Raw genomic sequence first — 18,286 nt, 5'->3', positions numbered from 1 at the left:
ACCCCCACGATGGACAAACCGCGCCGAACGGGCCATCCGGACGATGCGTCGGCAGCGGGGAGCGCCCGCAGCCGGGGACGCCCCCGCCGGGGGACGCCCCCGCCGGACGGGCGTCACGGCAGCCGGGCCCGTCAGGACCGCAGCGCCCCGGCCGCCCCCACCGCTTCCGGCTCGCCGGCCGCCACCTCGGGGTCGCCCCCGGCGGCGGCCAGCACCACATCCAGCAGCCCCGGGAAGCGGGCCTCCAGGTCCTCGCGCCGCAGATGCATCACCAGCCGGCGGCCCTCCCGGCGCTGGTGGAGGACACCGCTCTCGCGCAGCACGCGCCAGTGATGGCTGGCGGTGGATTTGGACACCTCGGGCAGCAGCTCGCCGCAGGAGCGCTCGGCTCCCCGCGCGAGCCGGTGCACGATGCGCAGCCGGATCGGGTGCGCGAACGCCTCCAGGACGTCCGCGATGCGTAGTTCGGCACGATCGGGGTGACTCAGTACGGCCATACCCCGAGCGTACGCGGAGGGACCGACACCCGACCCGCCTGCCGCCCCCTCCGCATCGCCCGCCCCGCCGCGCCCGGTTGCCACCTGCCGAGGAAGGCACGCACATTGTTATTGTTCTAGAACACACGAACTGACGGGCCGGCAGGTCCGCGGGACCGGCCCGCCCGTACCACTCCCGCGTGAAGGAGCCGCCCGCATGACCGTCTACGAGGACAACTACTCCCTCGGCAAGCAGTTCCACGCCGCGCTCGCCACCGCCGACTGGGACACGATCCGCTCCCTGCTGCACGAGGACGCGACCTGGGAACTGCCCGGCGACAACACGATCTCCGGGGTGGCGAGCGGGGCGGACGCCGTCGTCGAACGCGCCCGTCGGATCGCCGGGTACGGCCTGAACTTCACCCTGCTCCACATCCTCGTCAGCCCCCGCAACATGGCGCTGTCCCTGCACAACACCGCGCGGCGCGGCGACCGCGTCCTGGACGAGCACCTGTCCACGGTGTGCACGGTGCGCGACGGCAGGATCGCGGCCATCGAGACCTACCTGTCCGACGTGGACGGCATGAACGCCTTCTTCGTCTGAGGAAGGACCAGCGCCGACGGCTGGTGCAGTGAGATCTCGGCGGGCACCAGCCGGGTGGCCGTCGCCAGGGGCTCACCCGTCCCGGTGTTGCGGGCGAAGCGCGGATGGGCGCCGCCGCTGATCTGAAGGCGGATGCGGTGTCCGGCGGCGAAGCTGTGGGCGGTGGCACTCATCGCCACCGTCACAGGGGTCGGGCCGGGTTCGGGAGCCGGGCCGGACTCGGAGACCGTACGGCCGCCGGGGGCCGCCCCCAGCACCTCCGGCACGCCCGACGCTCCCGGCTCCAGTCGGCGTATCCCGTCGCAGATGTTGACCGAGCGTCCCCGCTCGTCGACGTCGCAGAGCCGGGCGAAGACGTCGGCGTACCCGGTGTCCGTAGTGACCCGCAGCTCCACCGCGGCCGTGCCGAGGATGTCGAGCGGTCCGGTGAGCGGCGGGGTGGTGAAGGTCAGCACGTCGTCCCTGGCTTCCAGGGACGCGTTGTCACGGGCTCCGGCCGTCCGGCCGAGCAGGGGCCCGCCGACCGAGGGGGTCGGGTCGGCAGGGTCGTAACGGAAGGTCAGCGGCGGTACGGCCTCAGGTGTACGGGAGGACAGCGCGCCGTCCGCGCCGAGATACCAGCGCCGTTCCGTCGCCGCCGGGGGCCAGTCGGGCAGGTCGCGCCACTCCTGGCGGCCCCCCACGTGGACGCGCACCCTCTCCTCCCGCAGGCCTGACGGGTCGTCGCACAGGTGGGCCCGCAGCCAGGCGAGGGTCTCGGCGAAGACCTCGGGCCAGCCCTGCTGCATCGCGGAGTTGTGGGTCCAGGGGCCGACGAGCAGAGTGGTGTCGCAACCGGCGCGGCGCAGCCGCTCGTACTGCCGCAGCGTCTGGTCCAGGCACACGTCGTGCCAGCCGGTGACCAGGCTGGTCGGCACGGACAGGTGCCCTGCCGCGACGCCCGCGTCCGCCCCCTGCCAGTAGGCGTCGTCCGGGTCGGAGCAGGCCATCACCTCGTCGAGGAAGGGCACCCGGCCGCCGAGGGCGGGCACGTACGCGTCGCCGAGCGGCAGGGACCGGGTGGCCTTCCGGAAGTGGCGTTGCAGGCGCAGCGCAGCGCGCGCGAAGGCCGGGGTGCCCTGGCCGTAGTACATCCGGCCGACGGCGGAGACCAGGGCGTTCTCCAGGGCGAACGGGCCCGAGGGACGGAAGAAGCCGTACATGTCGTGCACGCCGACCTGGACCACCATCGCGCGCAGCTCGGGTGGCGGGTCGGCGGCGAGGGCCCACTGGGCGTAACCGAGCGCGCTGGGCCCCATCGTGCCGAGCACCCCGGTGAACCAGGGCTGCCGGCGCAGCCACTCGACGGCCGCCTGGCCGTCGGCGGCCTCGTGCTGCCACAGGGCGTACTCGCCGCCGGACCCTCCGGTGCCGCGGCTGCTCTGCAGGACGACGTGGAAGCCCTGTTCGGCGAAGAGCATGCCGAACATCGGCGCCCACGGGATGCCGCGGCCGTACGGCGAGCGGACCAGCAGGGTGGGGAAGTCGCCGCCGGCGCGGGGGAAGTAGTGGTCGGTCAGCAGCGGGCTGCCGTCGGCGGCGGGCACGACGAGTCCGGGTTCGAGGGCGACGTCGTGGCGTGCGGCGGGCATGCCGCGCAGGGTGCGGCGCAGGGCCCGGGTGCGCAGGGGCGGCTTCTTGGCGGTGGGGTGGTGCGTCGCCGTCGTCACGGTGCCTCGATTCCTGGTGCGGACCGGCTCGTCCCGTACGGACCGGCCTGTCTCGTGCCATCATTCTCGTACGTCGTACGAGAATAGCGGATGATTGGATGGGCGGCGGACGGCAGAGAGAGGTTTCCGTGACCCGTACAGGCACATCCGGCGGGGCCGCCGGGGTCGATCCGGAGGCGCTGTGGACCCCGGCCGAACGGCCGCGGCGCGGACGCCCGCCGGCGCACAGCCGCGCCGAGATCACCACCGCGGCCGTCGCCCTCGCCGACGCCGAAGGGCTCGGCGCGGTCACGATGCGCGCGGTCGCGTCCCGGATCGGGGCCGGCACCATGTCGCTCTACAGCTACGTCCCCAACAAGGAGACGCTGCTGGAGCTGATGATCGACGAGGTCGGCGGCGGCCACACGCTGCCGTCCGGGCCGTCCGGCGACTGGCGGGCCGACCTGCGGCACCTCTGCCACGAACAGCGCGCGATCATGCGGCGCCACCCGTGGCTGCCCGAAGCCCTGCCCGCGCGGCGGACGTTCGGCCCGAACACCCTCGCCGCCCTGGAGTACGCGCTCGCCGCCCTCGCGCCCGCCGGGCTGGACGGCCCGGCGGGGCTGGAGGTCTTCAGCCTGCTCTCCGGTTTCGTGGCGAGCCATGTCACCCACGAACTCGCCCAGGAAGAGGCGGCCGGCAGCACCGGCCGCGCCTTCCACGACGCGCAGGCCCGCTACCTGCGCTCCCCCGCCGTCACGGACACCTGCCCCCGGGTCGCCGCGGCCCTGACGGCACCGGGCGGCGCCGCCTCCCCCGACGCCACCTTCGACCGGCTCCTGAACCGCATGCTCGACGGACTGACCGCGGCGGGGTGACCCCGGCCGACGGCCGGAACACCCGTCGGCGGTCCGGCGGACCGGCGAGTCCGCCACCGGCCGTCAATAGTGCGGCGAAATCCGTGGTGTATCAGCTGTTCGGGCATGATCGGCACGGCACTACGATGCCCGGACGGAACGGCATTTCGGACTTCAGCCCACTCCCGCACCACCCGGCACACCACCCCGCGCTCCCCCGCAGCGCCTCTCCGGAAAGGCGGACGGCCCATGACGGCACACTCCACCGACAGCGCTCCCGCCGCGCCCCAGGGGCCGTGGCTCGGCCCCGGGGTCGTGGTCCTGACCGGCATTCAGGCCGCCGGGAAGTCCACCGTGGCGCAGGCGCTCGCCGAGCGGCTGACGCGGTCGGTGCACCTGCGCGGGGACACGTTCCGGCGCATGGTCGTCCAGGGGCGGGCGGAGATGACGCCGGACGCGGGCGGGACGGCCCTCGCCCAGCTGCGGCTGCGGCACCGGCTGACGGCCGCCTGCGCCGACCAGTACGCGCAGGCCGGGTTCACCGTGATCGCCCAGGACATCCTGCTCGGCGAGCACCTGACCGAGATGGCCGAGCACATCAGGACCCGCCCGCTGGCCGTGGTCGTGCTGGCCCCGGACCCGGCGGCGGTCGAGAAGCGGGAGGCGGGGCGGCCCAAGACGGCGTACGGGCCGCACTGGAGCGTGCGCGACCTCGACTCGGCGCTGCGCGAGCACACCCCGCCGATCGGGCTGTGGCTGGACACCTCGGAGCAGACCGTCGGGCAGACCGTGGACGAGATCCTCGCCCGCGCCTGGACGGAGGGCGCCATCGCCTGAGCCGTGCGCGGCCAGGAGGCGTTACCGCGGGCGCGGTACGGCCCGCGTGGTGCTTCAGTACCCCTTCGGCGGCCGGGTCGGGTCGGCCTGCTGCACCCGCTCCGCGAAGTTCGAGCCGGACTCGTCGACGCCGTAGCGGTCGCGGACGTACCCGATCGTCGCGCTCATGCAGGACACCACGTCGTACGGCGTCCGGGCGGTGCCGCACAGGTGGTACGCGGCGAAGGTCGGCGGGACGCACTGGGTGGCGCCGCGCGAGCAGTTGCGCGGGTGCCCGTCGGCCATGACCGGGCCCCAGGCGTTGCCGTCGGTGGTGTTCACCCGCCAGCGCGGGTGGTTGTACGCGGACTCCCGCCGGGCGATCGTGACCAGCGCCGGAACGCCGTATCTGGGCTCCATGCCGGTCAGTTCGCAGGCCAGCCGGGCGTAGTCGGCCATGGCCTCCTTGCCCGACGCGTCGTCGGGGTCGTGGTATTCCACCTCGGAAAGCTCCATCGGCCCGCGCTCCCCTCCGGCACCGTGTCCGCGCCGGGGACACCGCGTCCCGCACCGCCGCCGGGCCTGCCGTCATGGTGCCCGTACGGACGGCGCGCGAACCGGCCGCCGCTCCCGCGGCCGTACGGGGTGTCCGCGGTCGCCGGTACGGGTGACCGGCCGGAACCCGTTCGGCTGGGATGCCGGGGAGGCTCCGCCAACCGGGTGAAGCGCGCGTACGACGGCTCTTCGAGGTCACTAAGGTGCCCGCCATGACCACATCCCAGACCACTGCCGGCAACCTTCCGCACAGCCAGCTGGGCACGCTCATGATGATCGGCTGGAGCGGAGCGCACCCCGAGGACGGTCACGATGTGCCCTTCCTGCTCGCCTACTCCCTCGGAGACGGCAAGGACGGCCCGGAGGCCGGGTCGGAGGCCATGGGCACCATGCTCAGCCAGGCCGGGCTGCTGGTCGGCGGCGAGCTCCAGGACGCCTCCCGCACCCCCGGCCTCCCGCTCACACTGATCGTCGAGGCCGGCCGGGCGGTGCTGACGATGCCGATCTTCAGCGCGCAGTGCCCGGTACCGCCGGAGTGGCTGGCCGCGGCCGATCACCGGGGCCAGGTGTACGGCATGTTCGCGACCCGCCCGTGGCCGCAGGCCACGCCCGGCGGCCCGGTCAGCGAGGACATGCTGCGGGCCTTCGCGGGCGACGAGGGCGTCATCAAGAGCTCCGCGCACTGCCTCATCCCCGTACGCCGGCTGCAGGGCTCCTCCTCCTAGGGGCCGGCGCGGGCCCGGCGGAGGCCGCCGGGCGCCACCCCGGATGCGGATCCGGCCGGACGCGGCGACCCTGGATGTGTGGGGGCGCGAGTGGCGAGGAGGACGACTCATGTCCGTGATGGACAAGCTCAAGCAGATGCTCAAGGGCCACGAGGACCAGGCCGGCAAGGGCGTCGACAAGGCCGGCGACTTCGTCGACGAGAAGACCCAGGGCAAGTACAGCGGCCAGGTCGACACGGCCCAGGACAAGCTCAGAGACCAGCTCGGCCGGGATCAGGGCCAGGACCAGCCGCCGCAGTCCTGATCGTGTGCCGTCCCGGGCCGGGCGCCGCCTGTCAGGGCGCCCGGCCCGGGACGCATGTCGCGATCCGCCGCACTCGTCAAGAGGCAACGCAAGTCTTCACCCGTTCGAGGGACACAGGCTTGCCTGATCGATTCTCCCCGGACGGGTCCCGCTACCGTTTTCCCGCACCCCAGTCCCCGGTGCCACGGCTCAGGAGCCGCTCTGCGGCCTGCGCATCCGGTGGGGGAGCGACATGATGGAACGCATCGCCGACGCGGCATTGCACACCTACATGGTCGGCGACCAGTTCGTGGTCGCGCTCAGGGGTGAGCTGGACCTCGCCCTGACGCTGACCCTGCAGCCCGTCCTCGGCGAGGCGCTGCCACCCCGGCCCGGCATGGTCGTGGTGAATCTCTGCCAGGTCACCTTCATGGACTGCAGCGGCCTGGCCATGCTGTGCCGGCTGCGCGAGCGGGTGACCGGCCGCGGGGGCCGGCTGGTGCTGCTCTGCCCGCGCCCCGTGGTGCGCAGGCTGCTGCGCCTCGCGCCGCTCGAAGAACGCTTCGTCGTGATCGACCGGCTGCTGCCCGCCCGCACCCTCAACTGACGCGCGGGGCGCACGCCCGTCCCGGGATCACAGGAAGGTGACGCCCTGGGCGAGCGGCAGGGAGTCCGAGTAGTTCACGGTGTTGGTGGCCCGGCGCATGTACGAGCGCCAGGCGTCGGAGCCGGACTCCCGGCCGCCGCCGGTCTCCTTCTCGCCGCCGAACGCGCCGCCGATCTCCGCGCCCGACGTACCGATGTTGACGTTGGCGATGCCGCAGTCGGAGCCGTCGGCGGCCAGGAAGCGCTCGGCCTCCCGCTGGTCGCGGGTGAAGATGCTGGACGACAGGCCCTGGGGCACGCCGTTGTGCAGGGCGACGGCCTCCTCGAAGGTGCGGTAGGTCAGGACGTACAGGATGGGCGCGAAGGTCTCCGCGCGGACGATGTCCGTCTGCGCCGGCATCCGGACGACCGCGGGGCGTACATAGGCGGCGTCCGGGGCCTGATCGGCGAAGTGCGGTTCGCCGCCGGTGAGTACGGTGCCGCCGTCGTCCCGCGCGGCGTCCAGGGCCTTGGTCATGGCGGCGTGGGCGGCGGGGCCGACCAGCGGGCCGACGAGGGTGGTGTCGTCGAGGGGGTTGCCGACCGGCAGCTGCTCGTAGGCGTGCACGATCTTCTCCGTCAGGCGGTCCGCGACGTCCTCGTGCACGATCAGCCGGCGCAGGGTCGTACAGCGCTGGCCCGCGGTCCCGGCGGCGGAGAAGACGATGCCGCGTACGGCCAGGTCGAGGTCGGCGGACGCGGTCACCACGGCGGCGTTGTTCCCGCCGAGTTCCAGCAGGCAGCGGCCGAAGCGGGCGGCCACCCGCGGTGCCACCTCGCGCCCCATCCGGACCGAGCCGGTGGCGCTGAGCAGCGCGACGCGCGGATCGTCGGCGAGCAGCGCGCCGGTCTCCCGGCCGCCGAGGAGCAGCCGGTGCAGGGCGGTGGGCGCGCCCGTGTCGGCGATCGCGCGGGCCAGCAGGGCGTCGCAGGCCAGGGCGGTCAGCGGGGTCTGTTCGGAGGGCTTCCACACGACCGGGTCGCCGCAGACCAGGGCGACGGCGGTGTTCCAGGACCAGACGGCGACGGGGAAGTTGAAGGCGGAGAGCACACCGGTCACGCCCAGCGGGTGCCAGGTCTCCGTGAGGCGGTGGCCGGGGCGTTCGCAGGCCATCGTGCGCCCGTAGAGCTGCCGGGAGAGCCCGACGGCGAAGTCGCAGACGTCGGTCATCTCGCGTACCTCGCCGAGCGCTTCGGAGCGGATCTTGCCGGCCTCGATGGTGACCAGGTCGGCGAGTGCGTCCTGGTGGGCGGTGAGGAGCTCGCCGAACCGCTTGACCAGCGCGCCCCGTCGCGGCGCGGGGACGGTGCGCCAGACGCGGAACGCCGCCTCGGCGGCGGCGACGGCCTCGTCGGCCTCCTCCGCGGTGGCGGCGGGCAGCCGGTACAGGACGCCACCGGTGAGCGGCGTACGGGCGGTGATTCCGCTGCCCTGCGGGACGGTGGCGACGCCGCAGCGGCGCAGCCGGTCGGCGGCCAGGTCGCGGAGTTCGTCGGTGGTGGGGAGCTGGGCGGGGGTGCTCACGGCGGAGTGGCTCCTTCGGGGCTCGGGGGCATGCGGTCGGGGGCGGTGGGCGGCGGTCAGGAGGGGCACAGGTTGCGGCGGGCCTCGGCCGCGCCCAGGGCGTCCAGTGCCTGCCGCAGCGAGTCGCCCTGCTGGGCGGCATAGATCCGGAAGGGGTCGTGTACGGGGCGCCCGATGACTTCGGCGAGCCGGTGTTCGTCGTAGTGCGTTCCGGTACGGGCAGCGTCCCGTGTGCCGTGCCCGGTCAGGTTGGAGTTGAAGATCCCGGCGGCCGAGCGGGGCAGGAAGTCCTCGTAGACGATCGGGCGGGCGGTCAGCCAGCCGTGGTCCAGCAGTCCGGCGAGGTCGGCGGGCGGGCGCCGTCCGTCGCGGGGGCGGGCGGCTGCCGGGGCGTAGGTGAAGCAGCCCAGCCCTTCGGCGGCCAGCCGGTGTTCCGAGCGCGGGAAGCCGTCCTCCCAGAGGGCGCGGGCCACGTCCTGGCGGTCGGCCGGGCCGCCGGTCCCCTGCTCGGCGAGCCGCCGGTCCGTTTCGGTGGTGAGCGCGTCGTAGCGGGCGCGTCCGGCGCGGCTCAGCGCGATGCCGCGCGCCTCGACCTCGCCGAACCGGACCCGGAGCGCGCCGGTGGTGACGGTGCCGTCCGGTTCGCGGAAGGCGCGGGGTTCGTCCAGCGCGCGGAAGGAGGTCTGGCGCAGCAGGACGTCGGGCCCGTCCCAGCGGGGCGGCCCCTGGATCTCGTCGATCATCGTGATGCCGCGGTCCGCCATGCGCCGGTAGAGGGCGTCGATGTCCAGCACGCGGGGTGTCAGGTGGTTGATGTGGGTGCTGGTCACCCCGCCGATGTCGGCGGCGACCGCGGAGACGCGGGCGAGTTCGGTGTACCAGGCGCGGTCCACCGGCTCGGGGGACAGTTCGAACGCGGCGACCGCCAGGGTGAGGAAGCGTTCCGCCTGCTCCGGTACGAGGCCGTGTTCGCGTTCGGCGCGTCCGGCGAGCGTGAGCAGTTCGGGCGGGAAGAGGGTGCGGCGGTCCAGGAAGGCCTCCAGCCTGGCCTGGAGTCCGGCGTCGAAGAACCGGCGGTCGGCGGTGACGAGCAGGGAGGTGAAGACGCGGAAGGGGTTGCGGGCGAGTTCCTCCGGCTCGACGGGCCGGAAGGCGGTGGAGACCACCGGTACCCCGCCCGTGGCGTCCCGCAGGTCGTAGAAGCCCACCGGGTGCATCCCCAGCGCGGCGAACACCTGGGCGGCCTGGCGCAGTTCGCGGGGCGTGCCCACGCGGATGGCGCCGTGCCGCTCCACGGCGACCCGGCGCGCCTCCCGGCGCCCTTCCGGGCCGTGGCGCGCGGCCTCGTCGTTCACCTCGCCCGTCACCTCCAGAAGGGTGGTGTAGGCGGGGACTTCGGTGCCGTACATGCCGGACAGCCGGCGGGCGAAGGCGGCGCGCAGCCGCCAGGTGGCAATCATGCGGTCCTCCGAGCGTTGCCGGGCGTCAGATGATGTGTGCCTCCGGGCGGGCGCCGCCGCGCCCCGGACTGCCGCGCCCCGCACTGCCCTCGGCCGCGTCCGCCGCCCGGCCGTCGAACCGGGTGGCCGCCAGCGGGCCGATGTCGAGGAACGGCTCCCGGCGCAGGTAGAGGTCGCGGACCAGCTCCCCCACGGCGGGGGCCTGGAGGAAGCCGTGGCCGGAGAAGCCGGTGGCGTACAGGAAGCGGGGGACGTCCGCGGCCTCGCCGATGAGGGCGTTGTTGTCGGGGGTGGTCTCGTACAGGCCGGCCCAGCCGTGGGCGACCGGCATGTCGGCCAGGGCGGGTGCCCGGCGGCCGGCGGCCTCGCGGAAGGGCGCCAGCCACTCCCGGCTGAACTCCCGCCCGAATCCGGGCTCCTGGCGCGGATCGGACATGCCCAGCAGCAGCCCGCCCGCGCCGTCGTTGTGGAAGTAGGCCGTGGAGGTGAAGTCGAGGGTGAAAGGGATGCGGGGCGGCGGCGCGTCCAGCGGCCCGGTGAAGGCGATCTGCCGGCGCAGCGGTGTGACGGGCAGCCGTACGCCTGCCATCGCGCCGACCTCAGCCGACCAGGCGCCCGCGCAGCAGATCACCGTGGTGGTGCGTACGGTGCCGCGCGGTGTCCGTACCGCTTCGAGGGCGCCGCCTTCGGTGTCGATCGCGGTGACGGGGCAGTGCGTACGGACGGCGGCGCCGCGCCGGACGGCCGCGCGCAGGTAGCCGGTCACCGCGGCGCCGGGCAGCGCGTAGCCGTCGGTGGGGCAGTGGGCGGCGGCGACGATGCTGTCCGGGTCGAGGTACGGGCACAGCGCGGCGGCCTCGGCCGGGCCGGTGATCCGGCTGGGCACGCCGAGCGCGTTCTGCGCCGCCACCCCTTCTTCGAAGAGGGCGAGTTCGGCGTCGTCGCCGAGCAGGAAGAGGTACCCGGCGCTCTCGAACCCGATGTCCGCGCCGGGCCGCTCGCCGAACGCGCGCCACGCCTCCAGGCTGCGCCGCCCGATGCGGATGTTGAGCGGGTCGGAGAACTGGGCGCGTACGCCGCCGATGGGTTTGCCCGAGGAGCCGGCGGCGGGCCGGTCGCGCTCCAGCAGCAGTACGCCGGTCACTCCCGCCTCCGCGAGGTGGAACGCGATGCTCGCGCCGAGCACACCACCGCCGATGATCACGACGTCGGCGCGCTCGGGAAGGGGGGCGGCTGCCGTGCCGTGATCCGTGGCCGTACTGCGGTGCATGCGGGACGCCTTTCCGCCGGGTGCCGGGAGGTGCCGTCGGTCTCGATGGTGACGGCCGCGGACCGCCGCGTCCATGCGGCGTCCGCCCCGGCGCGGCGGACCGCGGCCGTGTCCTTCGGATCGCCCCGGACCCACCTCCGGCCGCGGTCACCGGCGGAGGGTCACCGGCGGAGGTCGTCCACCAGGGTCGGCGACGGGCGGGGGATCTCTCCGAAGTCCTCGTCGTCGTCCGCGACGGTGAGTTGGTTGATGACGTTCTCCAGGGCCGCGGGCAGGGTGGGCGCGAGGCCGCTGTGCCACTGGACGAGCAGGGCGTGCCGGGCGGCGTCCGGCAGCAGTTTCCCGGCGTCGAAGTCGGCGGGCGGCGGCGGTTCCTCGTCCGGGTCGTGGGCGGCCTGCGTACGCCAGTAGGCGGCGTCGCGGAACTCGCCGTGCCGGCGGTGGGAGAGGTACAGGCAGTAGGCCGCGGTGCGGCTGCCGCCGCCGGCACCGAACCGCCACCAGAAGTCGGCGGCCTCGGCGCGCCCGGTGATGTGCAGCAGGCAGGCGAAGACCAGGGCGCCTTCGGGGTCGATCCGGTGGTCGTCGACCAGCCGGGCCAGGCTGTCCGCCGCCGCGGCGGCGTTGACCACCAGGGCGCAGGCCAGGTCCAGTTCGTGGGTGGCCTCGTCGTGGGCGCTCGGGTAGGCGGTGGGCGCCGGGGCGTCCGGGCGGGGGCCGGGCGGGTACGCGGGCCCCGCGCCCTCGCAGGTGTCGCCGGTGAGCCGGTCGCGCGCCGCCACGGTGTCGTAGGCGCCGTAGGACTCGGCGAGTACGTCGGCGGCGGCTGCCAGCAGGGATTCGACGGTGTCCCGGCCGGGCCGTCGGGTGTGCGGCATGATCACTTTCCCTTCGTGGGGCCCGGTGCGATGCCCAGTGCGGCGGCGAGCCTGCGCTTGCCCCGGCTCGCGTGGGAGCGGACGGTGGCCTCGTCGACGCCGAGCAGTGCGGCGATCTGGCCGTCGGAGTAGCCGACGACATGGCGCAGTACGATCACGTCGCACTGGCGCTCGGGGAGCCGCGCGATCGCCTCGTACAGCCCCAGCTGGCTCTCCAGCAGGGCGAACTGCTGCTGGCACTCGCGCAGCAGGGCGCGGGTGACGACGGCGAAGGCGGCGCTCTGCGTCAGGGCCGTGGTGCGCCGGTTCCGGCAGAGCCAGTCGACGACGGACTCCTTGAGGACGGCCCAGGCGTAGGAATCCACCGAGGACTGTTTGAGCGCGTACGGCCAGCACAGGCGTAATCGCTGGTAGGCGGCGCCGGTGACCTCCAGGGCCGCGTCCTCGCCGCCGGTGTGCAGATAGGCGTAGGCCAGCCATTTGCGGTAGTGCGTCTCGTGGAACGCCTCGAAGGCGGCGGCCGTCCGCCGGCCGGCCCGGCACAACGGGCCGGCGGACCGCTGCAGGTCACGGGTCATGACCGCCCCCTCCGGCGGTACCGCCCGGGGCCGGGGCCGCGCGGCGAGGGGCTGTCCCGGTACGTGCTCACGTGACTCCTCGTTCCGTTCGCCGCGGTCCGGGAGGCCGGCAGGCCCCGGCATCAGCGGGAGGGCGGGCCCTCTCTTCCAATGAAGCGGAAAACCCGCCCCGTTGTGGCACCGGCCCCGAAGAAATCTCACCGGAAGCGTTCCCGTGCTTACTTGGAGGCGGCCGGGCGCGGGGCACGCGCCCGCGGCATGACCGGGGACGCCGCGGGTAGTGCTCCCGCGGCAGCCGTACGAGGGGAGGCGGACCGCGATGGGCGAGCAGCACGGCGAACCGGTGGTGGACCTGCAGCTCGACCGGGCCCACTCGGCGCGCATCTACGACTACTTCCTCGGCGGCCGGACCAACTTCCTGGCCGACCGCGCCGCCGCGGCCGACGTGCTGGAGGTCTTCCCGTCGGCGGCGGTCGCCGCGCGCGTCAACCGGGAGTTCATGCACCGCGCGACGCGTGCCCTGGCGCGGGCGGGCCTGCGCCAGTTCCTGGACATCGGCACCGGCATCCCCACCCCGCCCAACCTCCACGAGATCGCCCAGGGCATCGCGCCGGACGCCCGCGTGGTCTACACGGACAACGACCCGATCGTGCTGGCGCACGCCGCGGCCCTGCTGCGCAGCACGCCGCAGGGACGCACCGCCTACCTCCAGGCGGACGTCACCGATCCGGACGGCATCGTCACCGCGCCGCGGGTCCGCGAGACCTTCGACCTCGGCCGCCCGGTCGCGCTGAGCCTGAACGCCCTGATGCACTTCGTGCCGGACGACGGGCAGGACCGGGCGCACCGCGTCGTCGAGCGCCTCAAGGCGGCCCTGCCCAGTGGCAGCACTCTGGCCATGACCCACGCCACGGCCGACTTCGCGCCCGGCGCGATGGCCCGGATCTCGGACATCTACGCGGCGGCGGGCACGTCCGTGGCGTACCGCACGGAGGCCGGGTTCGCCCGCTTCTTCGAGGGCTGGGAACTGCTGGAGCCGGGCATCACCCTGTCGCACCTCTGGCGCCCGGACGACCCGCGCGAGGCGACGCAGGTCGGGGACGCCGAGGCCGCCTCGTACGCGGCCGTGGCGCGCAAGCCCTGACGCGGGCGGCTACTTCCCGCCGGCCTGCTGGAAGGCGAACGCGGGCGGCGGCCTCAGGCCGTGGATGTGCGGCAGCTGGGAGACGAGTTCCGCGGTCGACGCGGTGGTCCGGCTCAGGACTTGGGGAATTCCGGCGGCCTGGGCGGCGGTCGGTGCCGTGGTGGCGACCGAGCCCGCCAGGAGGGCCGCTGCGGCAATCTTTTTGATCATGCCGTGCACAACGACTGTCCCGGCGCGCGGGTCACCCCGCCGACCGCACCGGTGTGCGGAGGACGGGGTACGGGCCGGGGCGCCGCGGGCGCCCGTCCAGGTCAGTCCTTGCTGTCGCCCTTGTCCTTGAGGGAGTCCCGCATCCCCTGGACGTTGCCCTTGGCCTCGTCCATCGCGTCCTTGGCCTTGCCCTTGGCCTGGTCGGTGCGGCCCTCGCCCTTCAGCCGGTCGTCGCCGGTGGCCTTGCCTGCCATCTCCTTGGCCTTGCCCTTGGCCTTGTCCATGGCGCTCCGGTCGTCGCCCATGTCCTGCTCCCTCGGTCCGGTTGGTGGGACAGCACCACGCTGCCGCAGCCGGGCAGGGGCCGCATCCGGAGGCGGCTACCGGTAGCGCGGGGCGTCGTCCCGCCACCGGCCGCACGGGCACCGGCCGTTCCCGCGCGGTCGTCCCACCGCGTCCATTGACCTCTCCGGCGCCCGGGGCCAAGGTGTCCCCCGCAGTCCCGGACCCTCCTCGACTCCAAGGACGCACTCATGCGAAGACGCAGCTTCGTCGGCGGTCTCGCGGGCACGGCGGCCGCGGGCCTCGGTCTCACCGCCACCGCGGGCCCGGCGACCGCCGCGGCGCCCTCCGCCGCCTCCGCTCCCGCCCCGGTTCCCGCCTGGACAGCCGTCCCGGTGCCCGACGCGCGGCCGGGCGCCCGGCTGTACGGCGTGGCCGCCGCCGGGCCCGGTCTCGCGTGGGCCGTCGGCGTGGAGGCAATGGGCAGCGGCGACGGGACGGCTCTCGCGGTCCGCTGGGACGGTAGCGCCTGGTCGCGTACGGACCTGGGGCAGCTGTCCTCCGCCGGTGCCCTGACCGCGGTCACGGCCGCCGACGCCCGTACGGCCTGGGCGGTCGGCGCCGGCGGTCTGCTGCTGGCCTGGGACGGCTCGGCCTGGCAGAAGACGCCGTACCCGGGCCAGGGCAGCACCGGCACCACCGTCACCGACGTCGCGGCCACACCGGACGGCCGGGCGTGGGCCTCGGGGCGGCACGGTGACCGCGCCGGGCTGCTGCACTGGGACGGCCGCCGATGGCGCTGGTGCGCACCGCTGCCGGACGCCGCGGCCCCCACCCCCGGACACGTCCACGTGACGCCCGGCGGGGAGGTCTGGGTGTACGGCGACGTCATCGCGCGCTGGGACGGCGCCTGGACCGTCCTCCCGCACACCACCGGCATCCGTGCGACGGTCTCCGGGCTGCTCCCGGTGGCCCACGACGACATCTGGCTGACCGGTTTCGGCTACGGAGTGGGCGGCCCGCCCGGGAAGCCGCCCGGCGTCCACTTCGAGCACTGGGACGGCGCCCGCTGGTCGCCGGTGAAGGCGCCGTACTCCGTCGGCCTGCTCAGCTCGATCACCGGGGACGGGCGGGGCCGTCCCGACCGGATCACCGGCTGGGACTTCTGGGACCAGAAACGCTCGCACTACCTGCGCTGGGACGGCGCGTCCTGGGTGGGCGAGCGCGGCCCTGAAATGCCGGAGACGGCGCTGATGACGGACCTGACGCGGATTCCGGGCACGGCCGGTTACTGGGCCGTCGGCACCACATCGTTCTACCCGGGCACCACGGCCCGGATGCACATCGAACGCCTCGGCTGAGGCGGCGGCGGACGGGGCGGACGGCGGGCCCGGCGTTCACCCGTTCGCCCGTTCCGGATCGCAGCCCGCGCGCGGGGCTCCTAGCGTCCGTACGGCGGAGCGTCCCCGCCTGCGTGACCCGCGGCCGAAGGAGTTCGACATGCGCCGGCTCATCGCCGTACCGACCGCACTGCTCGCCCTCACCGTCGCCGCGTGCGGCGGCAGCGGACCGGACGACACCGCGGCCTCGTCCGCCGCCTCCGGCTCCGCCCCGGGCGCGAGCCCCACGAAGAGCCTCAAGGGCGGTCCGTCCGGCGGCCCGGAGGCGAGCGGCGGAGCGAGCCCGTCCGAGCCGGGCGGGTCCGGCTCCGCCGTTCCGGGCCAGCCGCTGGACTGCGGCGCGCTGCCCGACGCGATGGGCGAGGGCCTGACCGCGCGGCTGTTCTCCGGTCCCGGCGCCGGGCCGACCGCGGGCTGCGGCGAGGCACGGAGCGTGATGGCGGAGTTCTTCCGCAAGGCGGACGCGGACCGGCCGTCGCTGACGGTGCAGGGCTGGGAGTGCCAGTACGAGAGCGGGCCCACCGGCACCTGGCTGAGCAGCTGCCGCAAGGACGGCGGCCGGCAGCAGATGCACACCGAGGAAGCGGGCCGCTCCGCTCCCCCGGACGGTCCCGGGCAGTCGCCGGGCGACCCCGGCCAGTCCGGGATGCCGGAGATCCCGGAGCTGCCCGGCGGGGGCGAGGAGTCGCAGACCTCGATCCGCTACCCGTGGGCCCGGGTGTGACGGGCCGCACCGGGCCGCTGTACGCGGCCTCGGTCACGCCTGGTCGATCCCCGCGAACCACGCCGGTCCGTCGTCCAGGGCCATCTTGATCCGCGCCACCGCGAACTCCTCCAGCTCCGGCAGGGCGTCCAGCGCGAACCAGCCCACCTCCAGCGACTCGTCGTCGTTGACGGCCGCCTCGCCGCCGACCGCGCGGCAGCGCAGGGACGTGTCCATGAACTGGCACTCGTCGCCGTTGGGGTAGCGGACCCGCTGCAGTGCCTCGACGAGGATCACCCGCTCGGGCACCACGTGCACCGCCGTCTCCTCGAAGACCTCGCGCACCGCGGTCTCGGCCGGCTGCTCCCCCGGCTCCGGAATACCGCCGATGATCGACCACATGCCGTTGTCCACTCTGCGGCCGAGCAGCACCCGGCCGCGCTCGTCGAAGACCACGGCGCTCACGCCCGGCAGCCACAGGAGCTGGTGGCCGATTCCGGCCCGGATGTCACGGATGAAGTCAGGTGTCGCCATACCCGCACCCTAACGACCACCCGGAGGCGGGGGCGCGGACCGCGCTCCGGGCCCGGGGCGCGGGCGGTACGGGCTCCGCGCCGGCTCAGGTGCCCGCGGCCCGGTCCTTGTCCGTGCCGCATCTGCCGCGGATGCAGCGCACCGCGTTCTCGGCGTCGTCGACCGTGACCGTGAAGCTGCGGCCGTCGCCGAGCCGGAGCACCACGGCCTCGCCCCGGCGCACGACCACGGCCGTGCCCTGCTCGGGGCGCCAGCGGTAGCCCCAGCCGCCCCAGTGGCGCGGGGTGACCCGCGGCGCGAAGTCCGCACCGACGACGTGTTCGAGGGGGATGCGGCGGCGGGGCAGCCCCATGTGCCCGCACCGCACCTCAAGGCAGTCCTTGTCGACCCGTACGGCCACATGGACGAAGGCGAGGGTGCCGAAGAGCACCAGCAGTCCGGCCAGGACGCAGCCCACCACCGACATCAGGAGCGGCGCCAGGCCGGACGTCCAGGCGCTGTCCACGGCCAGCTCGATGCCGAGCGCCATGCAGGCCGCGCCGATGCCCGCCAGGAGCCACTGCACCCGGTTGGTCGCGCGTCCGCTCCACACCTCGGGGAGGTCCGCGGGGTCCAGGTGACTGCCGGAGCCCGCGCCGTCGCCGTCGGGGACGCCGTGCTCGCCGGGGGCTGCTGCCCCCTCTTGGGGGTGGTCCCTCATGAGACGCAGCGTACGCGTCTTTGCCCGCCCTGGCAGCGTGTCGCGCGCACGGGCGGGGCCTCAGTGGCGGGCGGGTTCACCGGTCTGTGCGGCGCCGGACAGGAGTCGTCCCTCGTCGTAGGCGAGCGCGGCCTCGGGAAGGTGTCCCGGCCGTCCGCTCAGGAGGACGGTGACGCTGCCGGCGGGTCCGGCCGAGGGGGCCGGGTCCGCCCCGATGCGGCGCAGCGCCTGGGCGGCGACCGCCTCGGCGGAGCCGAGCAGGACGAGTGCGGGGGCGCCGGGCTGCTGGAGGGCGGCGCGGATGCGCTCGGCGACCAGTTCGTAGTGGGTGCAGCCGAGGACGACGGTCCGTACGTCACTTGGCGTGTGCGCGGCGGCGGCCGCCACGGCGGCGTCGATCGCGGCCTCGTCGGCGCTCTCCACGGCGTCGGCGAGACCGGGGCAGGGCACGCCGGTGACCTCGACACCGGAGGCGAACCGCTCGATCAGGTCGCGCTGGTACGGGCTGCCGGTGGTGGCCGGGGTGGCCCAGATGGCGACGGGGCCGCCGGTGGCCGCTGCGGGCTTGATGGCCGGGACGGTGCCGATGACCGGCAGTCCGGGCTCCAGCTCGGCCCGCAGGGCGGGCAGCGCGTGCACGGAGGCGGTGTTGCAGGCGACGATCAGGGCGTCCGGCCGGTGCGCCGCCGCGGCCCGCGCGACGGCGAGCGCGTGCGCCGCGACGTCGTGCGGCGGGCGGGGGCCCCAGGGCATCCCGTCCGGGTCGCAGGAGAGCACCAGGTCGGCGTCGGGCCGCAGCCGCCGTACCGCGGCGGCCGCCGCGAGCAGGCCGGTACCGGAGTCCATGAGCGCGATCTTCACCCGGACACTTTACGCCGGGGCGGGCCGCGCTTGTCATACCGGTGATCCCTGTACGTCGCGTCCGCGGGCCGGTCCGGCGGGTTCCGGCCGCG

General features: G+C 74.6%; 22 protein-coding genes. 9 read left to right on the top strand and 13 right to left on the bottom strand.

Annotated elements, in window-relative coordinates:
- Nucleotides 1–131: 131 nt before the first annotated feature.
- A complete protein-coding gene (locus ACFV57_RS17165) occupies nt 132–497 on the bottom strand; it encodes an ArsR/SmtB family transcription factor (RefSeq protein ID WP_385232033.1) in 366 nt (121 codons plus the stop codon).
- A gap of 196 nt (nt 498–693) precedes the next feature.
- Here ACFV57_RS17165 and ACFV57_RS17160 point away from each other — a divergent pair, with 196 nt between their 5' ends.
- Nucleotides 694–1,080, top strand: a complete 387-nt coding sequence (locus tag ACFV57_RS17160; protein WP_385232030.1) for a nuclear transport factor 2 family protein — start codon at nt 694–696, stop codon at nt 1,078–1,080.
- On the opposite strand, the gene ACFV57_RS17155 is transcribed toward ACFV57_RS17160, so the two are convergent.
- Nucleotides 1,038–2,789: a CocE/NonD family hydrolase gene (locus tag ACFV57_RS17155; RefSeq protein ID WP_385232028.1), complete on the bottom strand. Its 1,752-nt coding sequence runs from the start codon at nt 2,787–2,789 to the stop codon at nt 1,038–1,040. The genes ACFV57_RS17160 and ACFV57_RS17155 overlap by 43 nt on opposite strands.
- A 128-nt stretch (nt 2,790–2,917) precedes the next feature.
- Between ACFV57_RS17155 and ACFV57_RS17150 the strand changes: the two genes are divergently transcribed.
- Together ACFV57_RS17150 and ACFV57_RS17145 are read left to right on the top strand one after the other, a co-directional pair.
- Nucleotides 2,918–3,646 (top strand): TetR/AcrR family transcriptional regulator, encoded by a 729-nt coding sequence (locus ACFV57_RS17150; protein WP_385232026.1) that lies wholly within the window; start codon nt 2,918–2,920, stop codon nt 3,644–3,646.
- Nucleotides 3,647–3,874: 228 nt separating this feature from the next.
- Entirely contained in the window at nt 3,875–4,462 is a 588-nt protein-coding gene (locus tag ACFV57_RS17145; protein WP_385232023.1) for an AAA family ATPase, read from the top strand.
- A gap of 54 nt (nt 4,463–4,516) precedes the next feature.
- On the opposite strand, the gene ACFV57_RS17140 is transcribed toward ACFV57_RS17145, so the two are convergent.
- A complete protein-coding gene (locus ACFV57_RS17140) occupies nt 4,517–4,957 on the bottom strand; it encodes a hypothetical protein (protein ID WP_385232020.1) in 441 nt (146 codons plus the stop codon).
- A 251-nt stretch (nt 4,958–5,208) separates the two neighbouring features.
- Here ACFV57_RS17140 and ACFV57_RS17135 point away from each other — a divergent pair, with 251 nt between their 5' ends.
- The 3 genes from ACFV57_RS17135 to ACFV57_RS17125 all read left to right on the top strand — a co-directional run bounded on the left by ACFV57_RS17135 (nt 5,209) and on the right by ACFV57_RS17125 (nt 6,611).
- On the top strand, nt 5,209–5,721 hold the full coding sequence (locus tag ACFV57_RS17135) for a DUF5949 family protein (RefSeq protein WP_385232017.1): 513 nt from the start codon (nt 5,209–5,211) through the stop codon (nt 5,719–5,721).
- A 109-nt stretch (nt 5,722–5,830) separates the two neighbouring features.
- The gene (locus tag ACFV57_RS17130; RefSeq protein ID WP_385232014.1) at nt 5,831–6,025 is read left to right on the top strand and encodes an antitoxin; all 195 of its coding nucleotides are present in this window, start codon (nt 5,831–5,833) and stop codon (nt 6,023–6,025) included.
- Between the two features lie 232 nt (nt 6,026–6,257).
- The gene (locus ACFV57_RS17125; RefSeq protein ID WP_385232011.1) at nt 6,258–6,611 is read left to right on the top strand and encodes an STAS domain-containing protein; all 354 of its coding nucleotides are present in this window, start codon (nt 6,258–6,260) and stop codon (nt 6,609–6,611) included.
- A gap of 27 nt (nt 6,612–6,638) precedes the next feature.
- Here the strand turns inward: ACFV57_RS17125 and ACFV57_RS17120 are convergent, their stop codons facing one another.
- From ACFV57_RS17120 to ACFV57_RS17100, 5 genes are all read right to left on the bottom strand, one after another.
- Nucleotides 6,639–8,174, bottom strand: coding sequence for an aldehyde dehydrogenase family protein (locus ACFV57_RS17120; protein WP_385232008.1), 1,536 nt, complete (start codon nt 8,172–8,174; stop codon nt 6,639–6,641).
- Nucleotides 8,175–8,230: 56 nt separating this feature from the next.
- Nucleotides 8,231–9,634, bottom strand: a complete 1,404-nt coding sequence (locus ACFV57_RS17115) for a 2-oxoadipate dioxygenase/decarboxylase family protein (protein WP_385232005.1) — start codon at nt 9,632–9,634, stop codon at nt 8,231–8,233.
- Between the two features lie 25 nt (nt 9,635–9,659).
- Nucleotides 9,660–10,904: an NAD(P)/FAD-dependent oxidoreductase gene (locus tag ACFV57_RS17110; protein ID WP_385232002.1), complete on the bottom strand. Its 1,245-nt coding sequence runs from the start codon at nt 10,902–10,904 to the stop codon at nt 9,660–9,662.
- A 161-nt stretch (nt 10,905–11,065) separates the two neighbouring features.
- Entirely contained in the window at nt 11,066–11,782 is a 717-nt protein-coding gene (locus ACFV57_RS17105; protein WP_385231999.1) for a hypothetical protein, read from the bottom strand.
- Between the two features lie 2 nt (nt 11,783–11,784).
- On the bottom strand, nt 11,785–12,360 hold the full coding sequence (locus ACFV57_RS17100; RefSeq protein WP_385231996.1) for an RNA polymerase sigma factor: 576 nt from the start codon (nt 12,358–12,360) through the stop codon (nt 11,785–11,787).
- A gap of 319 nt (nt 12,361–12,679) precedes the next feature.
- Here ACFV57_RS17100 and ACFV57_RS17095 point away from each other — a divergent pair, with 319 nt between their 5' ends.
- Nucleotides 12,680–13,504, top strand: a complete 825-nt coding sequence (locus ACFV57_RS17095) for an SAM-dependent methyltransferase (protein ID WP_385231993.1) — start codon at nt 12,680–12,682, stop codon at nt 13,502–13,504.
- Between the two features lie 9 nt (nt 13,505–13,513).
- Here the strand turns inward: ACFV57_RS17095 and ACFV57_RS17090 are convergent, their stop codons facing one another.
- Nucleotides 13,514–13,714, bottom strand: coding sequence for a hypothetical protein (locus tag ACFV57_RS17090; RefSeq protein ID WP_385231990.1), 201 nt, complete (start codon nt 13,712–13,714; stop codon nt 13,514–13,516).
- A 101-nt stretch (nt 13,715–13,815) separates the two neighbouring features.
- Nucleotides 13,816–14,019, bottom strand: coding sequence for a CsbD family protein (locus ACFV57_RS17085; RefSeq protein WP_385231987.1), 204 nt, complete (start codon nt 14,017–14,019; stop codon nt 13,816–13,818).
- A gap of 228 nt (nt 14,020–14,247) precedes the next feature.
- On the opposite strand from ACFV57_RS17085, the gene ACFV57_RS17080 reads away from it, so the two are divergent.
- Both ACFV57_RS17080 and ACFV57_RS17075 read left to right on the top strand, forming a co-directional pair.
- Entirely contained in the window at nt 14,248–15,357 is a 1,110-nt protein-coding gene (locus ACFV57_RS17080) for a hypothetical protein (RefSeq protein WP_385231984.1), read from the top strand.
- 139 nt (nt 15,358–15,496) lie between these two features.
- Nucleotides 15,497–16,120 (top strand): hypothetical protein, encoded by a 624-nt coding sequence (locus tag ACFV57_RS17075; protein ID WP_385231981.1) that lies wholly within the window; start codon nt 15,497–15,499, stop codon nt 16,118–16,120.
- A 33-nt stretch (nt 16,121–16,153) separates the two neighbouring features.
- Here the strand turns inward: ACFV57_RS17075 and ACFV57_RS17070 are convergent, their stop codons facing one another.
- The 3 genes from ACFV57_RS17070 to ACFV57_RS17060 form a co-directional block, all read right to left on the bottom strand.
- The gene (locus tag ACFV57_RS17070) at nt 16,154–16,633 is read right to left on the bottom strand and encodes an NUDIX domain-containing protein (RefSeq protein WP_385231978.1); all 480 of its coding nucleotides are present in this window, start codon (nt 16,631–16,633) and stop codon (nt 16,154–16,156) included.
- A gap of 85 nt (nt 16,634–16,718) precedes the next feature.
- Nucleotides 16,719–17,333, bottom strand: coding sequence for a hypothetical protein (locus tag ACFV57_RS17065; RefSeq protein ID WP_385231975.1), 615 nt, complete (start codon nt 17,331–17,333; stop codon nt 16,719–16,721).
- Nucleotides 17,334–17,393: 60 nt separating this feature from the next.
- Nucleotides 17,394–18,194 carry a glutamate racemase gene (locus tag ACFV57_RS17060; RefSeq protein WP_385231972.1) on the bottom strand — a complete coding sequence of 267 codons (801 nt, stop codon included), beginning with the start codon at nt 18,192–18,194 and terminating at the stop codon, nt 17,394–17,396.
- Nucleotides 18,195–18,286: the final 92 nt, after the last annotated feature.

The organism is Streptomyces sp. NPDC059788 (genome assembly GCF_042732265.1).
Classification (GTDB): Bacteria; Actinomycetota; Actinomycetes; order Streptomycetales; family Streptomycetaceae; genus Streptomyces.
This window is presented reverse-complemented; position numbering and strand designations above follow the sequence as displayed.